The sequence below is a fragment of the Halomicronema hongdechloris C2206 genome (assembly GCF_002075285.3).
GTDB lineage: Bacteria > Cyanobacteriota > Cyanobacteriia > Phormidesmidales > Phormidesmidaceae > Halomicronema_B > Halomicronema_B hongdechloris.
In genome coordinates, this window is record NZ_CP021983.2 from 4,805,403 (window position 1) to 4,827,664 (window position 22,262).

The 22,262-nt window shown below is 56.0% G+C and carries 18 protein-coding genes and 5 pseudogenes; 11 read left to right on the plus strand and 12 right to left on the minus strand.

The window, feature by feature from the left end:
- Position 1 precedes the first annotated feature (1 nt).
- From ilvC to XM38_RS29225, 3 genes and pseudogenes are all read right to left on the minus strand, one after another.
- Positions 2–997 (minus strand): ketol-acid reductoisomerase, encoded by a 996-nt coding sequence (gene ilvC, locus XM38_RS21880; RefSeq protein WP_080813396.1) that lies wholly within the window; start codon positions 995–997, stop codon positions 2–4.
- A gap of 181 nt (positions 998–1,178) precedes the next feature.
- Positions 1,179–1,916, minus strand: coding sequence for a Uma2 family endonuclease (locus tag XM38_RS21885; RefSeq protein ID WP_256995708.1), 738 nt, complete (start codon positions 1,914–1,916; stop codon positions 1,179–1,181).
- A gap of 101 nt (positions 1,917–2,017) precedes the next feature.
- Positions 2,018–2,594, minus strand: a pseudogene (locus XM38_RS29225) (Uma2 family endonuclease).
- Positions 2,595–2,814: 220 nt separating this feature from the next.
- Between XM38_RS29225 and XM38_RS21895 the strand changes: the two are divergent.
- Both XM38_RS21895 and XM38_RS21900 read left to right on the plus strand, forming a co-directional pair.
- Positions 2,815–3,144 carry a leucine-rich repeat domain-containing protein gene (locus tag XM38_RS21895; protein ID WP_080813393.1) on the plus strand — a complete coding sequence of 110 codons (330 nt, stop codon included), beginning with the start codon at positions 2,815–2,817 and terminating at the stop codon, positions 3,142–3,144.
- Positions 3,145–3,369: 225 nt separating this feature from the next.
- Positions 3,370–3,999 carry a CatB-related O-acetyltransferase gene (locus tag XM38_RS21900; RefSeq protein WP_088431050.1) on the plus strand — a complete coding sequence of 210 codons (630 nt, stop codon included), beginning with the start codon at positions 3,370–3,372 and terminating at the stop codon, positions 3,997–3,999.
- A 58-nt stretch (positions 4,000–4,057) separates the two neighbouring features.
- Here XM38_RS21900 and XM38_RS26540 read toward each other — a convergent pair whose 3' ends face one another.
- Complete coding sequence (locus tag XM38_RS26540; protein WP_080813390.1) at positions 4,058–4,264, minus strand: ASCH domain-containing protein; 207 nt, start codon at positions 4,262–4,264, stop codon at positions 4,058–4,060.
- Positions 4,218–4,511: a hypothetical protein gene (locus XM38_RS21910; protein ID WP_137455201.1), complete on the minus strand. Its 294-nt coding sequence runs from the start codon at positions 4,509–4,511 to the stop codon at positions 4,218–4,220. Before XM38_RS21910 ends, XM38_RS26540 begins: the two co-directional genes overlap by 47 nt.
- A 252-nt stretch (positions 4,512–4,763) precedes the next feature.
- Between XM38_RS21910 and XM38_RS21915 the strand changes: the two genes are divergently transcribed.
- Together XM38_RS21915 and XM38_RS29230 are read left to right on the plus strand one after the other, a co-directional pair.
- Positions 4,764–5,018 (plus strand): hypothetical protein, encoded by a 255-nt coding sequence (locus tag XM38_RS21915; protein ID WP_225889380.1) that lies wholly within the window; start codon positions 4,764–4,766, stop codon positions 5,016–5,018.
- Positions 5,015–5,114, plus strand: a pseudogene (locus XM38_RS29230) (type II toxin-antitoxin system PemK/MazF family toxin); the annotation flags it as partial. The gene XM38_RS21915 and the pseudogene XM38_RS29230, both read left to right, overlap by 4 nt.
- Before the next feature lie 122 nt (positions 5,115–5,236).
- On the opposite strand, the gene XM38_RS21925 reads toward XM38_RS29230, so the two are convergent.
- A complete protein-coding gene (locus XM38_RS21925) occupies positions 5,237–9,502 on the minus strand; it encodes a CHAT domain-containing protein (RefSeq protein ID WP_088431052.1) in 4,266 nt (1,421 codons plus the stop codon).
- A gap of 332 nt (positions 9,503–9,834) precedes the next feature.
- Between XM38_RS21925 and XM38_RS21930 the strand changes: the two are divergent.
- Both XM38_RS21930 and XM38_RS21935 read left to right on the plus strand, forming a co-directional pair.
- A pseudogene (locus XM38_RS21930) lies at positions 9,835–10,089 on the plus strand (Uma2 family endonuclease); the annotation flags it as partial.
- A 44-nt stretch (positions 10,090–10,133) separates the two neighbouring features.
- Positions 10,134–11,024, plus strand: coding sequence for a Uma2 family endonuclease (locus XM38_RS21935; protein ID WP_080813386.1), 891 nt, complete (start codon positions 10,134–10,136; stop codon positions 11,022–11,024).
- Between the two features lie 16 nt (positions 11,025–11,040).
- Here XM38_RS21935 and XM38_RS21940 read toward each other — a convergent pair whose 3' ends face one another.
- Together XM38_RS21940 and XM38_RS29235 are read right to left on the minus strand one after the other, a co-directional pair.
- The gene (locus XM38_RS21940; RefSeq protein WP_080813400.1) at positions 11,041–11,412 is read right to left on the minus strand and encodes a nucleotidyltransferase family protein; all 372 of its coding nucleotides are present in this window, start codon (positions 11,410–11,412) and stop codon (positions 11,041–11,043) included.
- A gap of 28 nt (positions 11,413–11,440) precedes the next feature.
- Positions 11,441–12,192, minus strand: a pseudogene (locus tag XM38_RS29235) (Uma2 family endonuclease).
- 403 nt (positions 12,193–12,595) lie between these two features.
- Between XM38_RS29235 and XM38_RS21950 the strand changes: the two are divergent.
- The 5 genes from XM38_RS21950 to XM38_RS21970 all read left to right on the plus strand — a co-directional run bounded on the left by XM38_RS21950 (position 12,596) and on the right by XM38_RS21970 (position 16,888).
- Positions 12,596–13,120, plus strand: a complete 525-nt coding sequence (locus tag XM38_RS21950; protein WP_080813381.1) for a peptidylprolyl isomerase — start codon at positions 12,596–12,598, stop codon at positions 13,118–13,120.
- 8 nt (positions 13,121–13,128) lie between these two features.
- The gene (locus tag XM38_RS21955) at positions 13,129–14,451 is read left to right on the plus strand and encodes a Mur ligase family protein (protein WP_080813379.1); all 1,323 of its coding nucleotides are present in this window, start codon (positions 13,129–13,131) and stop codon (positions 14,449–14,451) included.
- A gap of 16 nt (positions 14,452–14,467) precedes the next feature.
- Positions 14,468–15,283, plus strand: coding sequence for a type 1 glutamine amidotransferase (locus XM38_RS21960; RefSeq protein ID WP_080813378.1), 816 nt, complete (start codon positions 14,468–14,470; stop codon positions 15,281–15,283).
- Between the two features lie 336 nt (positions 15,284–15,619).
- The gene (locus XM38_RS21965) at positions 15,620–16,027 is read left to right on the plus strand and encodes a QcrA and Rieske domain-containing protein (RefSeq protein WP_187329501.1); all 408 of its coding nucleotides are present in this window, start codon (positions 15,620–15,622) and stop codon (positions 16,025–16,027) included.
- A 195-nt stretch (positions 16,028–16,222) separates the two neighbouring features.
- Entirely contained in the window at positions 16,223–16,888 is a 666-nt protein-coding gene (locus XM38_RS21970; protein WP_080813374.1) for a M23 family metallopeptidase, read from the plus strand.
- Here XM38_RS21970 and ftsH read toward each other — a convergent pair.
- The 4 genes and pseudogenes from ftsH to XM38_RS21990 form a co-directional block, all read right to left on the minus strand.
- Complete coding sequence (ftsH, locus tag XM38_RS21975) at positions 16,881–18,782, minus strand: ATP-dependent zinc metalloprotease FtsH (protein WP_256995710.1); 1,902 nt, start codon at positions 18,780–18,782, stop codon at positions 16,881–16,883. The genes XM38_RS21970 and ftsH overlap by 8 nt on opposite strands.
- 330 nt (positions 18,783–19,112) lie before the next feature.
- Positions 19,113–20,252 (minus strand): annotated as a pseudogene (locus XM38_RS29240) (beta-ketoacyl-ACP synthase).
- 68 nt (positions 20,253–20,320) lie between these two features.
- A complete protein-coding gene (locus XM38_RS21985) occupies positions 20,321–21,085 on the minus strand; it encodes a peptidylprolyl isomerase (RefSeq protein WP_088431060.1) in 765 nt (254 codons plus the stop codon).
- Positions 21,086–21,223: 138 nt separating this feature from the next.
- Positions 21,224–21,790: a photosystem I assembly protein Ycf4 gene (locus XM38_RS21990; RefSeq protein ID WP_080813371.1), complete on the minus strand. Its 567-nt coding sequence runs from the start codon at positions 21,788–21,790 to the stop codon at positions 21,224–21,226.
- Positions 21,791–22,262 lie beyond the last annotated feature (472 nt).

Sequence of the window (22,262 nt, forward strand, 5' to 3'; positions counted from 1 at the left end):
TCTAGACCTTCTTCAGCCAGCTGAACATGGCCCGCAGATCCGTCCCCACCGTCTCAATCGGGTGCTCGGCCTCACGACGGCGCATGGCCGTGAAGCCGGCATTGCCGGACTGATTTTCCAGGACAAACTCCTTGGCAAATTGACCCGTCTGAATCTCGGTGAGAATCTTGCGCATCTCCCGCCGGGTCTCCTCGGTGACGATGCGGGGACCGCGGGTGTAGTCGCCGTACTCTGCCGTATTCGAGATGCTGTCGCGCATGGTGGCCAGGCCCCCCTCGACGATCAGGTCCACGATCAGCTTCACCTCGTGCAGACACTCGAAGTAGGCCAGCTCCGGCTGATATCCCGCCTCGACCAGGGTCTCAAACCCCGCCTTAATCAGGGCGCTGAGGCCACCACAGAGCACCACCTGCTCCCCAAACAAATCCGTTTCCGTCTCTTCCCGGAAGCTGGTCTCTAAGATGCCGGCTCGAGTGCCACCGATGCCCTTGGCGTAGGCCATGGCCCGGTCCCGCGCCTGTCCGGAGGCGTCCTGCTGCACCGCAAACAGACAGGGGACCCCTTGGCCCTCGGTGTAGGTGCGGCGCACCAGGTGTCCTGGCCCCTTCGGCGCCACCATGACCACATCCACCTCCGCCGGAGGCACCACCTGGCCGAAGTTGATGTTGAAGCCGTGGGCAAAGGAGAGCACATTTCCCGCCGTCAGGTTGGGGGCAATATCCCGCGTGTAGACAGTTTTCTGGACCTCGTCTGGCAGCAAAATCATGATCCAATCCGCCGCCTTGGCCGCATCCGCCACCGGCTTCACCGTCAGACCCGCCGCCTCGGCCTTGGCCACCGAGCGACTGCCCTCATAGAGGCCGACGATCACGCTCACGCCACTATCTTTCAGGTTCAGGGCGTGGGCATGGCCTTGCGACCCATAGCCGATGATAGCCACGGTCTTACCATTGAGTAAATTCAGATTCGCGTCACTGTCGTAGTACATGCGGGCCATGGGCGAGTCTCCTTCTCTGCGGGTGCGTGCCAGCCTTTAATCTTATCAAACCAAAGAACGGGACACATGCTTTAGCCGTTTAATGTCTATCCGTTGGCTTGGAGCAGGGGAGACTGGCGATGGGTAAAGTCTGTTTAGGCAATGGGGATGATGGAAAAGAGGGCATCGCATCTGTGCGCCCTCACTGGAGATTATCTGGGTCAACGCCCAGGTCTCGCAGCCGCCGGGCCAGGATATCGGCCCGCTCGTCTGGAGTCAGAATCAGGGAGCCATCGGTATTGGCCCAGCGCAACCAGGCCCGCTCAACCCCTTGATAGGTTCCCCGCCAAATCACCAGTTGCCGCTCCCAGGTTGGGATATATGCGCTCTGCTGACTGACATCCAAAGGCTGGTAGCGATCGCCTACCAGCTGAAATGCCTGAAGTGCATTGTTATAGCGATTGAACAGGACGTAATAGGGAACCCGCAGAATCTGTTCGTACACTTGCCATTTGGTGGGAATGCCGGAGTCAGAGGCAGACGTTTGTCCCAAGTCTTCTTTTTCTGTGCCAGGCGAGAGTAGTTCGACGACGATGGCAGGCACAACTCCTTCTTGCCAGATCACGTAGCTGAGCCGCAGCTCTTTTTCCTCATAGAGACGGGGAACGCCGGTCACCGCAAACCAGTCAGGACGCTTGTAGCGATTGGGGTGGTGGACGTCGTAGTAGAGGTTCATATCACCGACGCTGAAAATCTGGTCGGCGGTGTAATCGCTGAGCTTGAGGGTGGCGCTCAGCAGTTGAGGCTGCAGGTAGTGATACTCGTCAGGCAATCCCGGCTCCTCAGGACAATCACTGGGCAAGTCATACATAGTGGGCAGGGTTTCCCGAGGAGATCGGGGTGGATCAGTTTGGGGAAGGCTGGGGCGTGAAGAAGACACGGCAGCAATAGTAAGGTCTGGCAACGTTGGGCAGAGATAGAAACTTCATTTTACTGAGGGCAGAGGCTAGAGGACGAGGGGATCCCTGGTTTGGGGCTCTATCATTCCTGTCCCGGAGCGAATAGCTGATCGACAGTTAAGGTCAGCTCGGGCACCACGGTAGAGCGGATCGGCTCAGCCCCATGTAGTCGAGTGTCTTCGTACTGTCCCTCGATCCACTGACAAACCGTCACCTGACGGGTCTCCGGATCAACGATCCAATATTCCGCGATCGCCCTGGCGGCATATTCCGTATGCTTGTAGCGATAGTCGCGCAGACGGTTGGCCTCGCCGGGACTGACGACCTCAATCACCAGGGCTGGAGGCGGCATGTCGCGGGTAATGGTGGCCCGTGTGGCCCCCGCCAAGGCAGCGGCAGACTCGGGGGTATGTACCAGCAGGGATACGGCAGCGGCAGCGGCGACCGGAGACTTCCACTCCGGTATCCTTGTAGGCCACTAGATCCATGGGAAAGTGCCTTAGCAGCTCCACAAATAGCCGCTTGGCGATGGCGTTGTTTTCGGGGGATTCTGGTGGCATGGCGACAAGCTCTCCATCCACCAGCTCATAGCGGGTATCGGTGCCATCATCATAGGCGAGGTATTCCTCGAAGGTGAGGAGAGGCCGGGTGGTGGTCATAGCGGATGGAGTGAATATCGAGGGACTGGATAACTGAGACAGTAGCGCCATACCTCACAATCAGAATCGCCAACCAACTATCCCGATTCTAAAGCACCTAACAAGCTGAACCTGCTCCTTAGCTGGAATCTTCTGTCAAGGCTTGGACTATAAGGCAGAGCTTGAGGGAGCCTAGATATGCGATCGCAGCGCTGACTAACCCACCGCTTTCTCCTTACCCATGCGACTCGGACTCCGGCTAGGCCAATGCTCCCATGGGAGTATCCGGGATTGCCTTGGAACCATCGATAGTCCCGAGCCGGCTCAGGTGAGCACCCTAGACCTGCGGCGTCAGCAGCTGAGGGACCTAAGCGGCATCGAGCGATTTCCCAATCTGCGAGTGCTGCACCTAGACCATAACCAGATTGACACCGTGGCGGGGCTGACGGCTCTGCAGCAGTTGCAGATTCTGTTTCTAGGCGGCAATAATCGGATTCCAGAATCCCAACTGCAACGCTTGTCGGCGCTGAATATCGCCGATTTTCGTCGTCCCGACTGGAAAACCCAATGACTCAATGCCGAGGTGCAGACCGACACTGTTAGATCAAGAGGTGCAGACCGACACTGTTAGATCAATTAGATCAATAATGGACCCATTGTCACCTCGGCAGGTATTGCCGCCGGCATCGATATAGCTGTAGTCAGCCAAGTTAGGCCATGCCAAATCAGTGAGTTCTTTGCCTAGCAACCATCCTGATTCTGCCCTCTGCCTTTTTCCTTCTTCCTGCTAAGATCCATGACCCATGGCCCCTCCCCCGACACCAAACATCCCATCGCCGCCCAACCGCGACTGGTCTACCTGAAGACCGTCATCACCAACCCCAACATCATCGTGGGAGACTACACCTATTACGACGATGTGGAGCATCCAGAAAACTTCGAGCGCAATGTGCTCTACCACTTCGATTTCATCGGCGACAAGCTGATCATCGGCAAGTTTTGCTCCATCGCCACCGGCGTTACCTTCATCATGAACGGGGGCAACCATCGCACCGACTGGTTCACCAATTATCCCTTTCCGGTGTTTGGCCAGGGCTGGGAAGTTGCCATGCCAAATGAGTGGCCCTATAAAGGCGACACCGTGGTGGGCCATGATGTCTGGTTGGGCTACGACGCCACCCTAATGCCGGGAGTACAGGTGGGAGACGGCGCCATCGTCGCGGCCAAGTCGGTGGTGACTCAATCGGTGGCTCCCTACACGGTGGTGGGCGGCAACCCGGCCCGCCAGCTGCGCCAGCGGTTTGACGACGCCACGATTCAAGCCCTGCTGGAGATCCAATGGTGGCATTGGGACATCGCCAAAATCACCCGCAACCTCACCGCCATCTGTGGGGCTGACCTAGCCGCCCTGCGTCAAGCCATCTAATATCAAATCAAGGATAGACTTTGCGAAACCGCTCACACACCAGCTCCATCTCTGTTTTTCATTCCCACAGGGCCAAACAGGTAGCGGTTTTAGTCCCCGCCAGCACCAGTTGGCCTAGGGTATCGGCCAAGGCCGGAGTATCGCCAAACCGATCGACCAAATACGGCTCCGGCGGCACTGCCTCAGGCAACGCGGCCCGATAGGCCTGCCAGTAAGCCTCAATTGCGTCGGTATTCTCTGCGTTGCCCCATGTGAGTGGCCTCATATAATGCTCTTCCTGTTTCCATCACGTCTCGAATGAAGTCATCACCCAATGCATCACCCAATGTCAATCTTTCTTGAATTTGCTCGGGCGTTCTTGCCAGTAAGTCAACGGCAAAATCGGGATCGGTAGCTGCCAAAATTTCAGAGGCTTTGCGAAAGGCATAGCCATCAAAAGGCAGGATCACCAGTAGATCAACCCCACCTAAAAGTCTATGGGGACCGCCCAGATATAGAGAAGCACCGGCCAAAAATGGCTGCGTCCCAAACGAAAGTCTATGGGTCCCGACTCAAAGGAGCCACGTAGTCGAGATACTTGTGCTGAGCAACGCCGAAGTGCATCTCGGTCTATGACAAGGGACCGAGATGCCACTCTGCGAGAAGCGAGCTACCCGTTGGTCGGAATGACACGGAGTAATTGAGCCTGTCTACTTGGTTGGCTCGATCAACTGTGCCCTAGGCTGGCTGGCCAACACTATATGATAGGCAGTAGATTGAAAGTCTTGTATTTCGTTGTCATGCCAGTCACCAGCGAAGCTCTAAAGCGGGATCTCGATCAACTCATCACCAGCGCACAACTTGCTGAAGTTGCTGACTTCATTGCCTTCCTCAGATTTAGAGATAGACGCCGCCATATCACGCTTGATCCAGCTCAATTATCGGCCCTTGCAACCGAATTTGCAGAAGAAGACCATAGTCTTGCCGAGGCTGGAATGGATGATTACTCAGCAATGCTTGCCCAGGAAGATTGGCAATGACCGATCGGCTGAAACGTGGAGACGTTTGGTTAGCCAACCTTAACCCCACGCAGGGCTCTGAGCAAGCGGGTATTCGCCCTGTCATCATTTTTCAGGGCGTGTTTGGCCAGACCCTGACGTTTTTCATCGGGGTTGGGGCCACTGCCGGCGGTAGCTAGCCGGGAAATCGCCCCAGGGCTTCGCCTTTTTTGTCGCTGAGTCAGGTCACAATTACGCGATCACTCTGCCTCGCCGATCAGGGTAAACGCCGCCCAGTCTTTGGGATCGGGATGCTCTTGCATCACAGCCAACATGGCCTGCCGCAAGGCCTGGGCTTTCGTGTGTCCCTGAGACAATTGACGATAGAACTCCGTCATTAACTCAGCTGTGGGGGCATCGGGCACTGCCCACAGAGACACCAGAATGCTGGGCACCCCTGCTGCTACGAAGGACCGGGATAGGCCAATCACCCCATCACCCGTGATGCGGCCCCGTCCAGTGTCACAGGCACTGAGCACCACCAGATCCGCCTGCAAGTCCATCTGCAGGATCTCGCGGGACGTGAGTAATCCATCTTCGCCGTTGCCAGGGGCCAGGGCAATGGCCCCAGGAGTATCACGGGTGCCAGTTTCTCGCGGATCGCCGTATTCCAGCAGGCCATGGGTGGCCAGGTGTATTAGGTCTGCCCCGGCCAGTTGGCGTTTCACGGCGGCTTCAGTGGCCTGATTACCGATCAAGGCAGGCGCTTGCAAGAAGTCAGCAATGGCTTCAGCCTCCCGCTGTGCCCCAGATAGCGGCCTCAGGCGCACGTCCTCAAAGCTGCCGTTGTCACTGAGGAAGGTGACGGTGGGCATGGTGGGATTGCCCACGATCACAGGATTATCAACAGATGAATCGCGGCTCTCGGCAATGTCTCTAGTCAGTTGCAACACCTGAATCGAAGGCGCGGTGAGAATGGTGTGGTGTTCGATCAAATAATCACCATTGGCGTCTTTCAGCGCCGGAAAGGGCACCAGGAAGAGTTCGCCCTGCGGAATAAAGACAACAGGCTGATTAGGATCCGTCGGCAGCAGATCTGCAATCGGCTCAATCAGCAGATTGTACAGTTGGGAAAGCTTTTGGTCAGTTTCAGCCCGCAGCTGGGCCAGGCGTTCGGGGGTATACTCGACGTTGATCGCAGCAGAGGTGCGATCGCCCCGCACCCCGATTGCTTGCCGCGTATCGGTCACAAGATTGCCTAGATCAATGTCGGTCAGGGGGTGTTGGCGAAATGCGATCGTGCCGTCAGACGAGATAACCCAGACGTAGAGAACCCAAGACTTATCATCCAAGAAACGAATTAAAGAGTACTCGACCACGGTGACTTGCTGTTGTGTGGCAAAAGTCTTGATTTCCTCTAAGCTCACAGACCTTTCAACGGTCGCAGACTCTTCAGTCACCAACTGTTTAGTTAGAATTTCGGAGAGAGCTTGTGCTCGTCCTCGCTCAGCCACAGTTAGAGCAGGCTCGTATTTTTCTTGTTCTACGAATGCTTGTTGCAATCTCTGAAAAGCCAGTTGCTGAGTCTCAAATATAGAAATTTTGTCCGTGTCAGTCAGGTCAGCAGATCGTAGAGAATCTAAGATGTCAACTGCTGAAGTTAGAGCTGCTTCTGCCAGACTAGCCTGCTGATTAGTCAAATATATAGAGCCTATATTGCTTAATGAAAGGGCTTCACTATTGCGATCGCCAATTGCACGGTCAATCTCTAGAGATTGCTGATAAAGTTCAATAGCGCGTTCATATCGATATAGACCCAGATTACCAGAAGCCAAGGTTTTGAGAGATGCACTTTCCGTCGTAGGATCATCTGTCTGGCGAGCAACTTCTAGAGCTTGCTCGCTTAATTCTATTACCTTTTCATGGTCACCCAGAATCGAATAAACTGTAGCCAAGTTTCCTAACGCATTAGCCTCTCCAACACGATTGCTGACTTCGCGTGCGATGCTCACATGTTTCTCATAAAAACCAATTGCTTGCTGGTACTGCTCCCAATTTCTATATATGTTAGCTAGATTTCCTAGCATAGCTCCCTCACCTTGGCGATGCCCAATTTCACGAGCGATGGCCAAAGACTCTTGATAAAAATCAAAGGCTTTCTGGTTATTACCTAATCTCATATAGACGCTGCCTAAGTTTCCCAGAAATAGTGCCTGCCACTGAAGCTCATTATTTCTGCGAGCAATCTCTAACCCTCGTTGATTGAGTTCTATTGCCTGCGGATAGTAACCTAATCTAGTGTATGCTTCGCTAAAGACACTAAGAGACTCTGGGCTCGTGAACGCTTGTCTATTTTGATTTAGAATCAGTAGAGTTTCTTCAGTTAGCTTGACAGCTTGCTGGTAATTGCCTGTCCTCTCATAAAGGGTACTCAGATTGCCTAGAGCAGAAACTTGGCCAGCCAGGTTGCCAATGTCGCGATTAATGGCGAGTTGTTGTTGATAGTATTCGATGGCTCGCTGATATTGACCTAAACCATAGTAGGTGCTCCCTAGATTTCCTAGAGCAGCTGATTCCCCAAGGCGATCGCCAACTTCTCTAAAGATCACTGAGGCTTGCTGATGTAACTCCGCAGAAAGCTCATAATCAGCAAGACGGTGATAGATAATTCCCAAGTTATTTAGCGCGTTGCCTTGGGTCGAAAGATCACCAATCTCCTGGGCAATTGCTAATGATTGCTCATGTAAATCAATGGCACGATCGCGTTGACCTAAGGCTGAGTAGCTATTGCCTAAGCTACCCAGTGCAGTCGCCTCACCTAGACGATTGTTAACCTCGCGCGCAACCTCTAAAGACCGTTGCTGGAAATCGATAGCTCTCTCATACCACGCTAAATCATAGTAGGCATCACCTATATTTCCGAGGGAGGCTCCCTCACCTTGGCGATTACCGACTTCACGGGCAATTTCTACGGACTGCTGATAGAACTCGATAGCACTTTCATATTGGCTCAGGCGAGAGTAAACGAGGCCCAAACCATTCAGCACAGCCGCTTCACCCCAGCGATCACCGACTGCATGTCTAATTGCTAAGGATTCCTGGTAATAGTTAATTGCTTGCTCATATTGACTTAGGGATAGGTAAGCATTGCCCAAATCTTCTAGAATGCGACCTTGTTCAGCACGATCATCGAGTGCATCGAGAACAATCAGAGCTTCTTCGTAGAAATCAATTGCTTGTTCATAGTCTTCTTGCTCAGCGAGAAACTCACCCAACCCTACTAAAATTCGCCCCTCTTGAATGTGATATCCAATTTCACGAGCAATAGTCAGGGATTCCTGCAAAGCATTGATAGCCTGTTCCTTCTCGCCAAGCTGAATGTAGGCATTTCCCAAATATCCGAAGGCTAAACTTTGCTTGTCACGTTCTCCAAGTTCGCGGGCTATCGCTAGACGTTCCTCAAAGAGTTCGATCGCTCGTTCATGTTGGCCTAAACCATCGTAAGCAAGCCCTAAATTACCCAGGCCAGAGCCTTCACCAGAGCGATCGCCAATCTCGCGGGCAATGTCTATCCGTTGCTGTAAAACCTCGATCGCCTGCTCGTATTGCCCCGACTCCCGATAGGCAATACCCAAATTCCCTAAAGCACGCCCTTCCTGGAAGCGATCCTCGAGTTCCTGCAAGATGGGGATTTGTTGCTGAAATAGGGCGATCGCCCGCTCATATTGACCCAGTTCCCGATAGGCAACTGCCAACCCCCCCAGAGCCCCCTGTTCCCGAGTTAGTCGAACTACCCTATCTTCTGGCGAAACATTTCCTTCGCCGATCAAAGTTAGCACTTGTTCAAACAGGCTAATTGCGTTCTCAAATTGGCCCAGTGAATTGTGAGCTAACCCCAAATTCAACAAAATGATAGCTTCACCATTGCGATCGCCCATTTCCCGATAAAGGGTCAACGCCTGTTCATAGAACCGAATCGCGGTTTCAAACTGACCTTGTCGGGCTTGGGTGTAGCCTCGATCCAGGAGTCGATCGGCTTCGGTTTCTGATCCGGATACCTCTTGGACACTCGCAACCCTGAATTGATAGTCACCCTCGCCCGGCACCTCAGTAGCAGTAATCCGCAATATATAACGCCCGTTACGAGGGAGTTGCCGCGTGAGGGACACGGTCCCTGCTTCCCCAGTTTGGCGACCAATTACTTCACCTGTTGTCTCATCTACGAGAGAAATAACCGGAACAAACGCTTCACTTGTGACTGTAATTCGTATGGTTTCCTCCGCGTCTCCCTCGAAACTGTAGGAATCAAATCGGCGATCTGTATCGCTGAAGATTTGGTCTCCTGCCTCTAAGACACCACTGCTGGGATTATCTTGATCTGATGAGGATTGAGCCTGCTTGAGTTGAGTGATGCTACCTAGAGATTCAATCTCGTGAGACTTGAGTGCTAATGCTGCAGTCTGAGTGGCAGGCAGACTAAAAGTTGTAGCCGCTAGCAGACTTAGCAATTTAGTAATTTGACGCATTGGCGATAGGTTCTACCGAATAGGGCAATGTCACTCTCTTGGTATTTCTGGAAGCCATGAGCTTATTCAAAGGAGTACTGATCGAACAGAGGAACAGCTTTAGGGGCTAATCCTGCAAGAATGCCCTGCTCACGGCCGGCCCAGGAACACTACGATTCATAGATATTGACCACTCTAGTCGACCTTGAGCCATGGCTGTCACGCTGAATCAGCTCAAGGCTCCTACAGCATTTCCTTGCTGGGTGAGGTATAGCCTACCTTCTGATATCAGTGGTTTCATGGTCATCCGTGTACCTCACTAGCTTCAAAAACGCTGTATCTTGGTGGATGCGATGACCTGGCGAGAATTCAAAGCCGTGGAGCAGCTGCTCGACCGCCCTGGCATGCGGCTGTCTTTCTTAGATGGGGTGTTAGAGATTCGGCCAATGCCCGGTGAGCAGCATGAAACCATCAAAGAACGAATTGGGGCGCTGCTTGAGTTTTACTTGCTGCACCTCGGCATAGACTATACGCCGACGGGCTCCATGACCCTGGAAAATGAGTCAGGCCTAGTGAAGTGTGAGGCCGATAAGTCTTATAAACTGGGCGAAAAATAAATGTCCTCTAACATAGGCCGGAATTGAGGTTAACTATGGTTCCGATCACCCGCAAACCCCAGCTAGAGCAGACGGATCCGCCGCGGTCGCCGCGGGAGACCCTACCGACGATGTATGACTTGCCCAGTGAGCATCCCGAGGAGCCTGGTTTGCCCGACGTTGGCGCCAGCCCGTCGCGAGACGTATTTCATGATTTACAGCCCCAACTCCTCAGCCGCACCCTACGCCTGCAGCAGGTGGCCCAAGGCAACTATCTCACAGCCTCTGACCTCAACCTCTATTACGACGTCAACCATCCCCTCTGGTACAAACGCCCCGATTGGTTCCTAGCCATCCATGTGCCGCGACTGTATGACGGTAAAGATCTGCGTCGCAGCTATGTGGTCTGGCAAGAGGGCCGCAGTCCCTACGTGGCGATTGAGTTCCTGTCTCCGGGGACGGAACGGGAGGATCTAGGCCGTTTCTATGGAAATAGTGCGTCAGAAGCGATGATGCCTGCCCCAACATCGGTTCTGAATCAAGACGCTGACCCAGATGCCGCCCACCCGTCCGCTAAGTTGGAGGTCTATGAGCGTTATTTGCGCATCCCTCACTACCTGGTGTATGAGCGCCACTCCCAGCAGTTGCGCTACTTCAAGCTGGATGGCGGCCAGTATCAGGAACAGGCCCTCAATCCCAAGAATCCCAGGGTATGGCTAGGGGATTTGCAGATTGGCCTGGGAATTTGGCAGGGCGAGTTCGAAGGGGTGCTTGGGCATTGGTTGCGTTGGTGCGACGGCAACGGCACCTGGCTGCTCACCGATGCCGAACAGGCTCAGGCTCAATTGTTGCAAGCCGCCCACAATCTACTGGCTACTGGGATGGAGCTGGAAACGGTTGCGCAGCTGTTGAATCTTTCGGAGCAACAGTTGCAGGTATTGCGGTGACGGATTAGTTGAGTGCTCATACGTCAATACCTTCATTGTTGATCCGTTCGCGAAGCTTGATGTGACATCGGGTTGGGTCGATCAAATCCACCTTAAATTCAGGATTAAATTCGTCTACGGCTAACGCTGCTGCAAAGTATCTCGCGCTGGGAATACCCCATACGGCTAAGTCAATATCAGATTCCGCTGAAAAATACGCGGCATTGATTGCAGACCCAAACACCTTAATTTGTTGAGCACCAAAGTCTTCCCGTAGTCGCCTCACCAATTCAGGAATGAGTTGCCAGGCCCGATACCAACGTGCTTCGATCTCTGGTGTAATGGGGCGTTCAGGCAACCTGTACTGTTTCCATTCATCGGGGCTTAGATCCAATGCAGTTTTAGCCATAAGTTTCATCCTATCCCTCACCAGAAGCTCATTTTGCCAGTTGTTCCTCAACCACAGCTACCGATAGCTGCAAGGCGGTGGCAATCTGCTCCACCGAGAGGCCCATCTGGTGCAGTTGGTCGATCGCCTCCAGGCGAGCTTGCCGTTCCTGTTGAGCTCGTTCCTCAGCCGATAAATAACGCTGGCCGTGCTGATTAAACCAGGACAGAATTTCACGGTCGATGCCACCGACCACACCTCGGCTGCGTCCCACAGCCAGCCCCACTTCAGGCATCCAATAGGGCTCTCCCAGCTGCAACTGATAGCGTCCCTCGATCAACTGATACAGTTCGAAGGGCTGATGGCGATCCCGTTGCCAATGCTCTGGGTTGTAGACCAGGTAGTAGAGGACCCCGAGCTTTTCGTAAAAAGCCAGCTTAGTGTCATACTCGCCCCCCGGCGTCCAAGACACGATATTTCCAGCACCCACGTGGGGACGATATCGTCTTCTTCCCAAACGACGTAACTCTTGCGAGATGTATTGCCCGACTTGCGCCGGGGCACTCCCAGGCTTAAAAAGCCATCCGGCACCACCGGTACCTTAGGACTAACCCCAGTGGTGTGATAGATACCCATGTCCACGCCGAAGAACCAATCATCCCGGTCTTTCCAGATCAGCTCCAGCAGAAAGAGCAGGTAATTGGGCAAGAAGTTTTGATCCTCATTATCCACAGGAGTATCGTCTGAACAGGGTAGTTCGTCACTGCTGGGTAGGTTCTGGTCAAGGTCGGTGTGAACCATAGGACTAGCGCCAGGGTTAGCGTGGCTTCATCATAATTCAAGTCTAGGGATTGCTGGCGTCTGCTGCCATGCCAGGTGGCCAATCGGTACTGTGCTTGAGTCAAGCCGCCAGATATAGCGGCAGCCATCATGGTTAAGACACCGTTCGGCTTGAGCTTGTCGTTGGCATCGCCTCCCCAGCGGGGAAAGCCATAACGTCGCGCTAACGCCACAGTAATGCCCTTCGACTCCGCTCAGGGTGACCGAAATGTCCTAAGCAAAGTGACCACAGCTATACCTAGCCTGCCTGACTTCTAGCGATTAGGCCACACCCTGAGATTGCAGTTTCGCCCGGCCTATGGCTTAATGCCTGAGTACCCCAGACATCTCCTGGTGAGATCGTCTTTACCTATCTCCTGTGGCCATGACTGACTCGACCAATCCCCAAGTCTTCTTCGACATCACCATCGGTGGCCAACCGGCCGGCCGCATCGTGATAGAATTGCGGACCGATGTGACGCCCCAGACCGCTGAGAACTTCCGCGCCCTCTGCACGGGAGAGCAGGGCACGGGAGCCTCGGGCAAGCCCTTGCATTTCAAGGGATCCTCCTTTCACCGCATCATTCCCGACTTCATGTGCCAGGGGGGTGACTTTACCCGCGGCAATGGCACCGGCGGCGAGTCGATCTATGGCCGCACCTTCGCCGATGAGAATTTCGAGTTAAAGCACACCGGGCCGGGAATCTTGAGCATGGCCAATGCCGGTCCGGGCACCAATGGCTCCCAATTTTTCCTCACCACCGTGGCCACCCCTTGGCTGGATGGCAAGCATGTGGTCTTCGGCCACGTGGTCGAGGGCATGGATGTGGTCAAGCGCATGGAAGCGGTGGGTAGCAGCAGCGGCAAACCCAGGCAACCGGTGGTGATTGCCGACTGCGGCCAGCTCTAAGGCACAGCATGAAAGCCATCGTCCTGATTCCCATTGTTGTGTTGGCGAAGCTGCTGATTCGCCTGCTGCGGTTGAGTGGACGCGGCTCTGGTACGGCGTTGCCGGGTCTGTTGGTGAATCGCTATTTCCCCTTCGTGTTTCCGGCCCTGGTGGCCCAGATTCCCTACATCATCGTCATCACCGGCACTAATGGGAAGACCACCACCCAAACCATGCTCAGTGCCATTCTGGGGCAACGGCCCCAGATGCGGGTGCTACGTAATCAGGCGGGGGCGAATCTGAGTCAGGGTATTTTGTCGCAGTTGTTGCGGCAGGCCGATCTCCGGGGTCGTCTGCAGGCCACCCATGCCATCTTCGAGGTGGAAGAGGCCACCCTGCCTCGCATCGCTCGCCTGCTGCGGCCCGATATCATTGCCGTCACCAACTTGTATCGGGACCAGCTGGATGCCTATGGCGAAACCGACATGACGGAAAAGTTGATTCGGGATGGCATTGGCCAATGCCCGCAAGCGACGGTGGTGCTGAATGGCAATGATCCGCGCACGGCCCGCCTCACCCAGGGGCTAGCCAACCCTACCTACTGGATTGCCCTGACCGATGCCATTGCCCGGCAGTTGCCCTATGAGGGTACTCCCCGAGCCACGGATTCCCTGAGTCAGAATATCTTGCGGGCCACCCAGATTCAAATTCAGCCGGATTTAACCAGCACCTGCGAGGTCAGCGGAGTCCTTGATGATCAGCCCATTTCGGGAGTCTCAGTTAAGGTATTAGCTCCGGGCTTCTTCCATGTCTACAATGCCCTCACGGCCCTGGCCATCGCCCAGCGTCTGGGCCTTACTCTCCCAGAGGCGGCCCAGGGGTTGCAGCGGTTTAACCCGGCCTTTGGTCGCGGGGAAATTCTGGTGAAGCGGCGGGGAGGGACCCAGGTCTGCTATCAGGTGCTGTTGATTAAGAATCCGGCTGGGTTCACCCTGACCCTGGAATTGCTGAAGCGGCTGCCGGCCTTAAAGTTGCTGCTGATCATCAACGACAATACCGCCGACGGCAAAGATGTGTCTTGGCTCTGGGACAGCGAGCTGGAGCGGCTACAGGGAGCCGACCTGGCGTGGATCCTCTGCAGTGGCATTCGGGCTAAGGATATGGCGGTGCGGCTAAAATATGCCCTGGCGGCAGCCCCTGGCAGCCCTTGCCCGATCGCGGTCTGCGAGTCGATTCCGGCGGCCATCGATCAGACCTGCAGTCGCGGCCAAGACGGCGATACCATCTATGTACTGCCCACTTATACGGCCATGCTGGCTTTCCGCAAGGCCATGGGTAAAGTGCTGGAGTAGATATCTGTGAATGGCCATGGCGCTGCAGTTGACCCTGACCCACCTCTATCCCACCCACTTGAATCTCTATGGAGATACGGGCAATGTGTTGGTGCTGCGGCAGCGCTGCCAGTGGATGGGCATTGACTGCCGGGTGCGATCGCAAGAGATCGGAGACACAGCTGACCCGGGGCAGACGGATTTGTACTTCATGGGGGGCGGTCAAGATCACGATCAGCTGATGGTCGTGGATGATTTTCATCGACTCAAGGCTGAGGCCATTTACCAAGATACGGAGAGTGATCGGGTGTTTTTAGGGGTGTGCGGGGGCTACCAGTTGATGGGCCACACCTTTCTCATGGGCAATGGCCAGGAAACACAGGGATTGGGCATTATCGATGTCCGCACTCGGGCCCCTAGTACCGAGGTGAAGCAGCGCTGCATTGGCAACCTGATTGCGGAACTCTCCCCGGACATTTACCAACAGATGCAGACCATCTACACCGAGCCGAAGCCGATTCCTCGGACTCTGGTGGGGTTTGAAAATCATTCTGGCCAGACCTGCTTGGGGGCGACGGTGGTGCCGTTAGCGACAACGCTATCTGGCTTTGGCAACAATGCCTTCGAAGGCCATGAAGGGGCTCGCCATCGCAATATCTTTGGCAGCTATATGCATGGATCGCTATTGCCGAAGAATCCCCATTTGGCTGACTATCTGCTCTGGCTGGCCCTGAGTCGCAAATATAATGATCCGGAACTCACGCTGCCGGCCCTGGATGATGCGGAAGAACTGGCAGCCCATCACCATGTGATGCAGCGCTATGGTCGCTCGGCGGCGTTGCATTCGGGCTGACCAAAGCCCCTGAGGCCGCCCAGCCGTGGGAGCAGGCGTGCTAGTCGTGATACAAGATAGAAGCGGACTCAGTGCTATGGTCCCCAACGGAGGGATCATATGCCCTTTGGGATAGTGTCAACGATCTCTAGATAGCTATTGCATTTGTCAGGTAGCTTAGGACATTGAGAATCGCTGACATGCCTAGACTAGGGAGCTACCTGACCGCAACCGTCCTAAGCATAGGCCCGGTTGCTATAGGCGTTGATGAGAGGAGAAACGGGTGCAGCCTACAGGACAGGCTATTACCTTGAGGTAACTGTATGGATCGTCGAGAGTTTTTAGGTTGGATTGGGATTGGTTGTTTGGGCAGTTCATTGCCGGTTGCGATCGCAGCTTGCACCCCCTAGGTCTCAATCCCCCCAATCGGAATCGGAGGCAGAGTCTGAATATGTTGAGGTAGCCAGCCTCAGCCAGTTTGGCGAAAATAGCCAAGTTCTCAGCGAGGACTCGCCGGTGGGCACCATCCTGCTGGCTCGCTCTCCCAACAGTCCGGATGTGATCTATGCCGTCAACCCTACCTGCACCCATGCCGGCTGCACCGTGGATTGGAACGTGGCCCGGGAGCTATTTGTCTGCCCCTGCCACCAGTCTCAATACGCCGTCGATGGCGATGTGGTGGGTGGTCCGGCCCCCAGCCCCTTACCCCGATTCAACGTCAAAGTCGAGGGGGATCGGGTCTTGGTCAAACCCCTGCCCGGCTAACGATGAAATTTATGGCTTCACCTCTCTCTAGGCGTGTCTCTGGGGCCAAATTGGGCTAAGCTATTTAGCGAATTACTGACATCTGTCTTTGCGGCCAACAGCTGGGACTATCGCGCTCTGTGCTATCCAGGGATACTCAGGCCAGGGATCCTCAGGCGGTTGGCTCACCCTAGTTTCATCTAGTGGGCAGTGCCTATGACACGCTTGTTGACGACGCTGATTCGTTTTTCTAGGCGAGCCGGATTGCTACGGCGGCGATCGGTAGGAATGCTGGCGGTGGCCGGGATCAGTCTCTGGGGCATAGTCGATCTGGTCCAGCATCCGGCCCAGGTAGATGCGGTGGAGGTTGCCGCCGGTAACGTTGCGATCGCAGATCCCTGGCAAGGGGCCTCCTTCCCGGTGGAAAACTTCCAAGCCTACACCTCTCCCTTCGGCTATCGCCAAGATCCCTACAGCGGCGGGCAGCGCTTCCACTATGGCCTCGACCTAGCCGCTCCCTCCGGCAGTTATGTGCGCAACTGGTGGGGCGGCCAAGTGATAGAAGTCTCCGACAATAGCTCCTGCGGCACCTCTATCGTCGTCCGCTCCGGCGACTGGCGTCACATCTACTGCCACATGCACGGCCACGTAGTGCAGGAAAACGGCCGCCGCTACATGCAAGACAGCCACGGGGGCCTTCGCATTGTCGAGGGGCAGCGACTGCCGGCTGGGGCCCGCATCGGTCGAGTCGGCATGACCGGCCGCACCACCGGACCGCACCTGCACTGGGGCTTGAAATATCGGGGCAGTTGGGTCGATCCGGCTCTAGTGCTGCAGGCCATGTATCGCAGTCAGCGAGCCGCTCTGCAGAGTCCTAACTAGAGGCCGATGGCGTCAACTGCTTCTCGGGAATCGGAGTATACTCACTGACGATCTGGCGGAACTGGTCTCCGTCCATGGTCTCCATATCCAGCAATAGGTCGACCAAGCGATCCATCAGCGACCGATGCTGGCGCAGAATTTGGCGAGCCTTGCCATAGCAGTGGTTGGCGATGGTGCGCACCTGCTCATCAATCTGGGTGGCCATGGCTTCTGAATATTCAGAGCGGGGCATCATATTACGGCCTAAGAATACCTCCGTGCCCATGTTTTCCAGGGCCACTGGCCCCAGGTCTGACATGCCGTAGAGGGTCACCATCTGCCGAGCCAGGGTGGTCACCTGCTTGATGTCGCCGTTAGCACCGGTGGTGATCTCTAGGTCGCCGTAGACCTCTGCCTCCGCCGCTAGACCGCCCAGGGCCACGGTAATGCGATCCAGCAGCCAACTGCGGGTGTAGAGCCCGCTGTCGATCAGATCCTCGTTGGGCAGGGATTGGGTAAAGCCTTCGACGCCGCCAGAGCGGGGAATAATCGTGACTTTATTGAGGGCATCGGAGTGCTCCAGCAGGGTGGTCAGCAGGGCATGGCCCACTTCGTGGTAAGCGGTCATGCGCTTGCGGGTGCTGTCGAGCAGAGGGGTGAGGCTAAGGCCGATGGTGAGGCGGTCGATGGCATCCTCGATGTCTTGCATGGTGATTGCCTCTTTGCGGCGACGGGCCGTGAGGATGGCCGCTTCATTCAGCAGGTTGGCCAACTCGGCCCCAGAAAAGCCGGGGGTGCGACGAGCCACGGCCTCCAGAGACACCTCTGGGTCAATTTTCTTGGTGCGAGCGTGGACCTCTAGAATGGCCAGCCGCCCCTTGTAGGTGGGCAGATCGACGATGATCTGGCGATCGAATCGGCCCGGCCGCAACAGGGCAAAATCCAAGACGTCGGGGCGGTTGGTGGCGGCAATGACGATGATGCCACTATTGCCCTCGAAGCCATCCATCTCGGTCAACAACTGGTTCAGGGTCTGCTCCCGCTCATCGTTACCACCGCCGATGCCGGTGCCCCGTTGGCGACCGACGGCGTCGATTTCATCGATGAAGACGATGCAGGGGGCATTGTCTTTGGCCTTTTTGAACAGATCCCGTACTCGCGAGGCCCCGACACCGACGAACATCTCCACAAACTCGGAGCCGGAAATGCTGAAGAAGGGCACTCCGGCCTCACCAGCGATGGCTTTGGCCAGCAGGGTCTTACCGGTGCCCGGTTGGCCAATCAACAGCACCCCCTTGGGGATGCGAGCCCCAATGGCCGTAAACTTCTCGGGCTTCTTCAGGAAGGAGACGACTTCCTGCAGCTCTTCTTTGGCCTCTTCGATACCGGCCACATCGTCGAATAGCACGCCGGTCTTGGCTTCCATCTGGAACCGAGCCCGGGAGCGCCCGAAGTTCATGGCTCCCCCTGCCCCCGAAGCCGAGCGCCGCAGGATCAGCAGCAGCCCTAATACCAAAATCATCACGAAGAGTGAGTTGGTGGCGAGCCAGGCTATGGCCCCATTGCCACTGGCATCGGCGATCTCGACGTCAACATCGTTGGCTCGCAGCCGCCGAATCAGCTCGGGATTGCGGTCGTTGCTGAAGAGCACCACCTGGCGCGGCGGCTCATCCTCGGCCTGGTTACTCAGTTGCACCGTTGCCTTGCCCCGACTGGGATCGATATTGACCTGCTCTACTTGGCCCTGGTCGATCTTCTCTAAGAACTCTCCATAGGTCAGCTCTTCGCTCTCTGCCTGGGCTAGGGCCGGCGGTAGGGGCGTTAAACTCTGCAAGAGACACCACGCTACCGTCAAGGCCCCGGTTGCCATGGCACCGGGGGATAGGCGGCGAGGATGTCTACGGGGTGGATGCATGGTCATCTCTGGGGTCTTAGCCTAATGGATATATACGGGTGAGGTGGGCCAGGTGCCTAGTACTCTGTGGCAGCAATAATGCCTCTGTTGACTAGCGCGGCAAGGCCTGCATGTATCAGGATGTCCCTTTCTGCCTCTGCCTTCCCTATGCCCTCCGGGCAGGCTATGCCAACGACTTCGTTGCCCCTGCGGGGCCGCTACGTGCTTGGCGGAGCCTGACTGAAAGTCATACAGGGCAAGCTGCCTTAGCATCCTAGCTGCATACTGCCCTAGATTTTGCTCTAGCGGCTAGGGGAACTGGGCCAGGAGATCTGAATCACCAGACCATGACTAGTCTAGCTTCCTCACTCGATGCTGCGGCCAGCGGGCCAGGGCCAGGGCCGCATTCTGACCGCCAAAGCCGAAGCTGAGGCAGAGGGTGGCTTGGATGGACGCTGCGGTGGCCGCTCGTACCAGGTTGAGATCAAAGGCGGGCTGCCGTAGGCCCACGCAGGGGGGCAGGGTCTGGTGGCCGGGCCAACAGGCTCAGGGCCACGCCAATGGCGCCGGAGGCTCCCAGGGTATGGCCGGTAGCCCCCTTGGTGGACGTGATCGCCGGGCGATGGGGAAAGCACTGCTGTAGCAACTGGGCCTCGGTCTGGTCATTGAGGCGAGTGCTGGTGCCATGGGCGTGGATCCAGTCGACCTGATCGGGGCAGAGCTGGCTGCGCTGCAGGCAGGTGGCCAGGGCGGTGTGGCGACTGCGTTGAGCCGGATCTGGGGCGCTGACATGATAGCCGTCGGCGGTAATGCCGACCCCCAGCAGTTGACCGTAGATGGGAGCCTGACGACGCTGGGCCACTTCTGCCGACTCCAATACCAACATGGCCGCCCCTTCCCCTAACACTAGGCCTTGGCGCTGGCTATCGAAGGGATAACATCCGTGTTGGGCCAAGGCGCCCATCTTCTCGAAGCCGGCCAGGGTTAGGGGGGTGATGGGGGCTTCGACGGCGCCGGCCAGGATGCGATCGCATCGTCCCGTGCGGATCCACTCATAGCCGTGAGCCAGGCACCACAGCCCGGTGGCACAGGCGGCCATGGGCGCCAGGGTCGGCCCAGGGAGCCAATCTGGCGTGCCGCCGTGATCGCCCCCATGTGGGGCAGGGTCTGCAGCCAATGGGTGAGGGGGTGCCCGGCGGCAAAGGCCTCCCAGTCTCGCTGGTAGCCACGGCTAGAGCCAATGATCACCCCACAATCTGGCAGGGGCGGGGCCAGCCCAGCATCGGCCAGGGCCTGACGCACCGCCTGGCGCAGCAAGGGCCGCAGCTGCACCGGTCGCTTTCCCAGCATGGCTAAGGGGCGGGGCGGCAGCTCTGGGAAAGGGTGCCGACATGCGATCGCAGATTGCCCAGCTAACAACCGCCGCCATGTCGTCAGGGCATTCCCACCCAAGGCCGTCACCACACCAATGCCCGTCACCACTACATCCATATCGTCGTGGTCGAGTACTAGAGCAGAAAGGCTGAATTTCTCAGGATTTCCCCTTCTGCCTTAGCCTACTAGGGATTAACCTGCAAGTTGTCTAACCCATCGGTCACCGTGGCCGACTCCAGGGTATCCCCCTGCTGAATGCCATCGACCACGTCCATGCCCTCTGTGACATAGCCAAACACGGCATAGTTACCATCCAAAAACGCCAAATCCCCTAGGGCAATATAAAACTGGGCCGAGGCCGAATTGGGCATGTCAGAGCGAGCCATGGCCACGGCCCCGCGCGTATGGGGCAAGGCAGGTGACGCACTGATACCAGCCGCCTCAAAGGTCTTGCCATAGAGAGGCCGCTCCGCCTCAGCCGGCTTGATTTCCAAGGGAATATAGCGGGGGGTCTCCGTTTCCGGATCGACAAAATTACCTGTACCAAATCGTCGGGCCGGTACACTCGGATCCTTACTCAGGGGATCTCCCCCCTGCACCACAAAGGGCTCCGGCTCTCGAATCACCCGATGAAACACCGTGCCATCATAGACACCCCGCTCAACCAGATCGACAAAATTACCCGCCGTTACTGGGGCATCATCACCGTCGATTTCAAGCACAATGGTGTCTCCATTCACCACCAATTCCACCGTAGCCAAGCCTTCTAGCACCGGTAACCCTGCCGTCGGATCGGTGGGTTCGGGGGCTACGGTCACCTCTTCCTCAGTCGGTGCACTGGGGCTAGAATCAACCGCCTCATCAGCAGGCGGCGTCCCGGTACAGCTTCCCAGCCACAGGGTCAGCGTTACTAAAAACAACAGCAGTCCCTGACGCATCTGAACACTCATGAATGGACTCCCGACGAATGGGCAATCGTGTTTAAGGTGGTGATGACATACTGCGGCCTCAGTCCAGCAGCACAAGTTAGACCCTCATCCAGGCTTTAGACGACAGAGGAGGAATTGACTGGGGGTACCCAGAAACCCCTACAGCCCTTCCAGCGGCACTTGCAAAAATCTGGCCAGCTCCGCCCCCTGATTCTCTAACTCAGAGAGAGGCAGGGGTTGCCCCACCCGAGTCAAGGGAATATCTGGTCGCCCTTTAATCCGCAGATACAGGGCTCGCTTAGGACTCAGCCCTTCCTTAATGGCCACGCGCACCGCAATCACATCCTCTAAGGGATGGATAATCTCGACCCGGCGATTCTTGCCCGGAAACCCTGAGCGGATAATGCGCACTTGGTCAGCCGTCTTATCGAACTCGTTGTAACCCCCGCCCACATCCCACAGCACAATCAACCACAGATATGCGGACAAGAGCAGGGCCAAGCCCCCGTAAAATCCCATAGCAATGCCTTGGGGAATGAAAACCAGTTGGGTGGGATCGGCGAAAGGCAGCAAATTGACGTTCAAATAGCTGGAAATCCCAGCCAATAGAAACCCCAAGCCTCCCAAGCAAGTCACCGTAGCCCACCAGTAATTACTCAGACGGCGAGCACCGAGAACAGTGCGCTTGAGCACTTGATTATCAGCAGATTGGGCAGATACCGTCATAGACTGTTCATCAAATAATCATTAGCAATCCAATACCCTAGATCCGCGCTAGGAGTGGCCACGGCACGGAGCTTCGGTAGTTTCAAGCGCTAATAGAGATAGGGCTTCACCGATTCAGACGCCGTCACCACCATCGGCAATTCCCAGTGTACTGAATCCTGTCCCATCCCTTAAAAACTTGATTCAGAAAGGCCCGATCAGCACCCATTCCTTCCTGAGACACAACATGTCAGATTGTAAAAAATTGAATCTCTCCGTATCATAATTAAAAACCTCGATCCCCTAAAGTAGTTCTAAGTAGGCTGCTTTGGGCTAGTCGCCAAGGTCGTCCAGTAGGGTTTCAGCGAGAACCTGCTGGTTTGCCAAGGGATGCGTCTCCTACGGTAAGACCTGGCTCCTCGCTTGGAGACTCTTCCGTGGCCCAGGCCGGTGGAGATAGTCTCCATGTTTTATTGGACTGTATGTCATATAA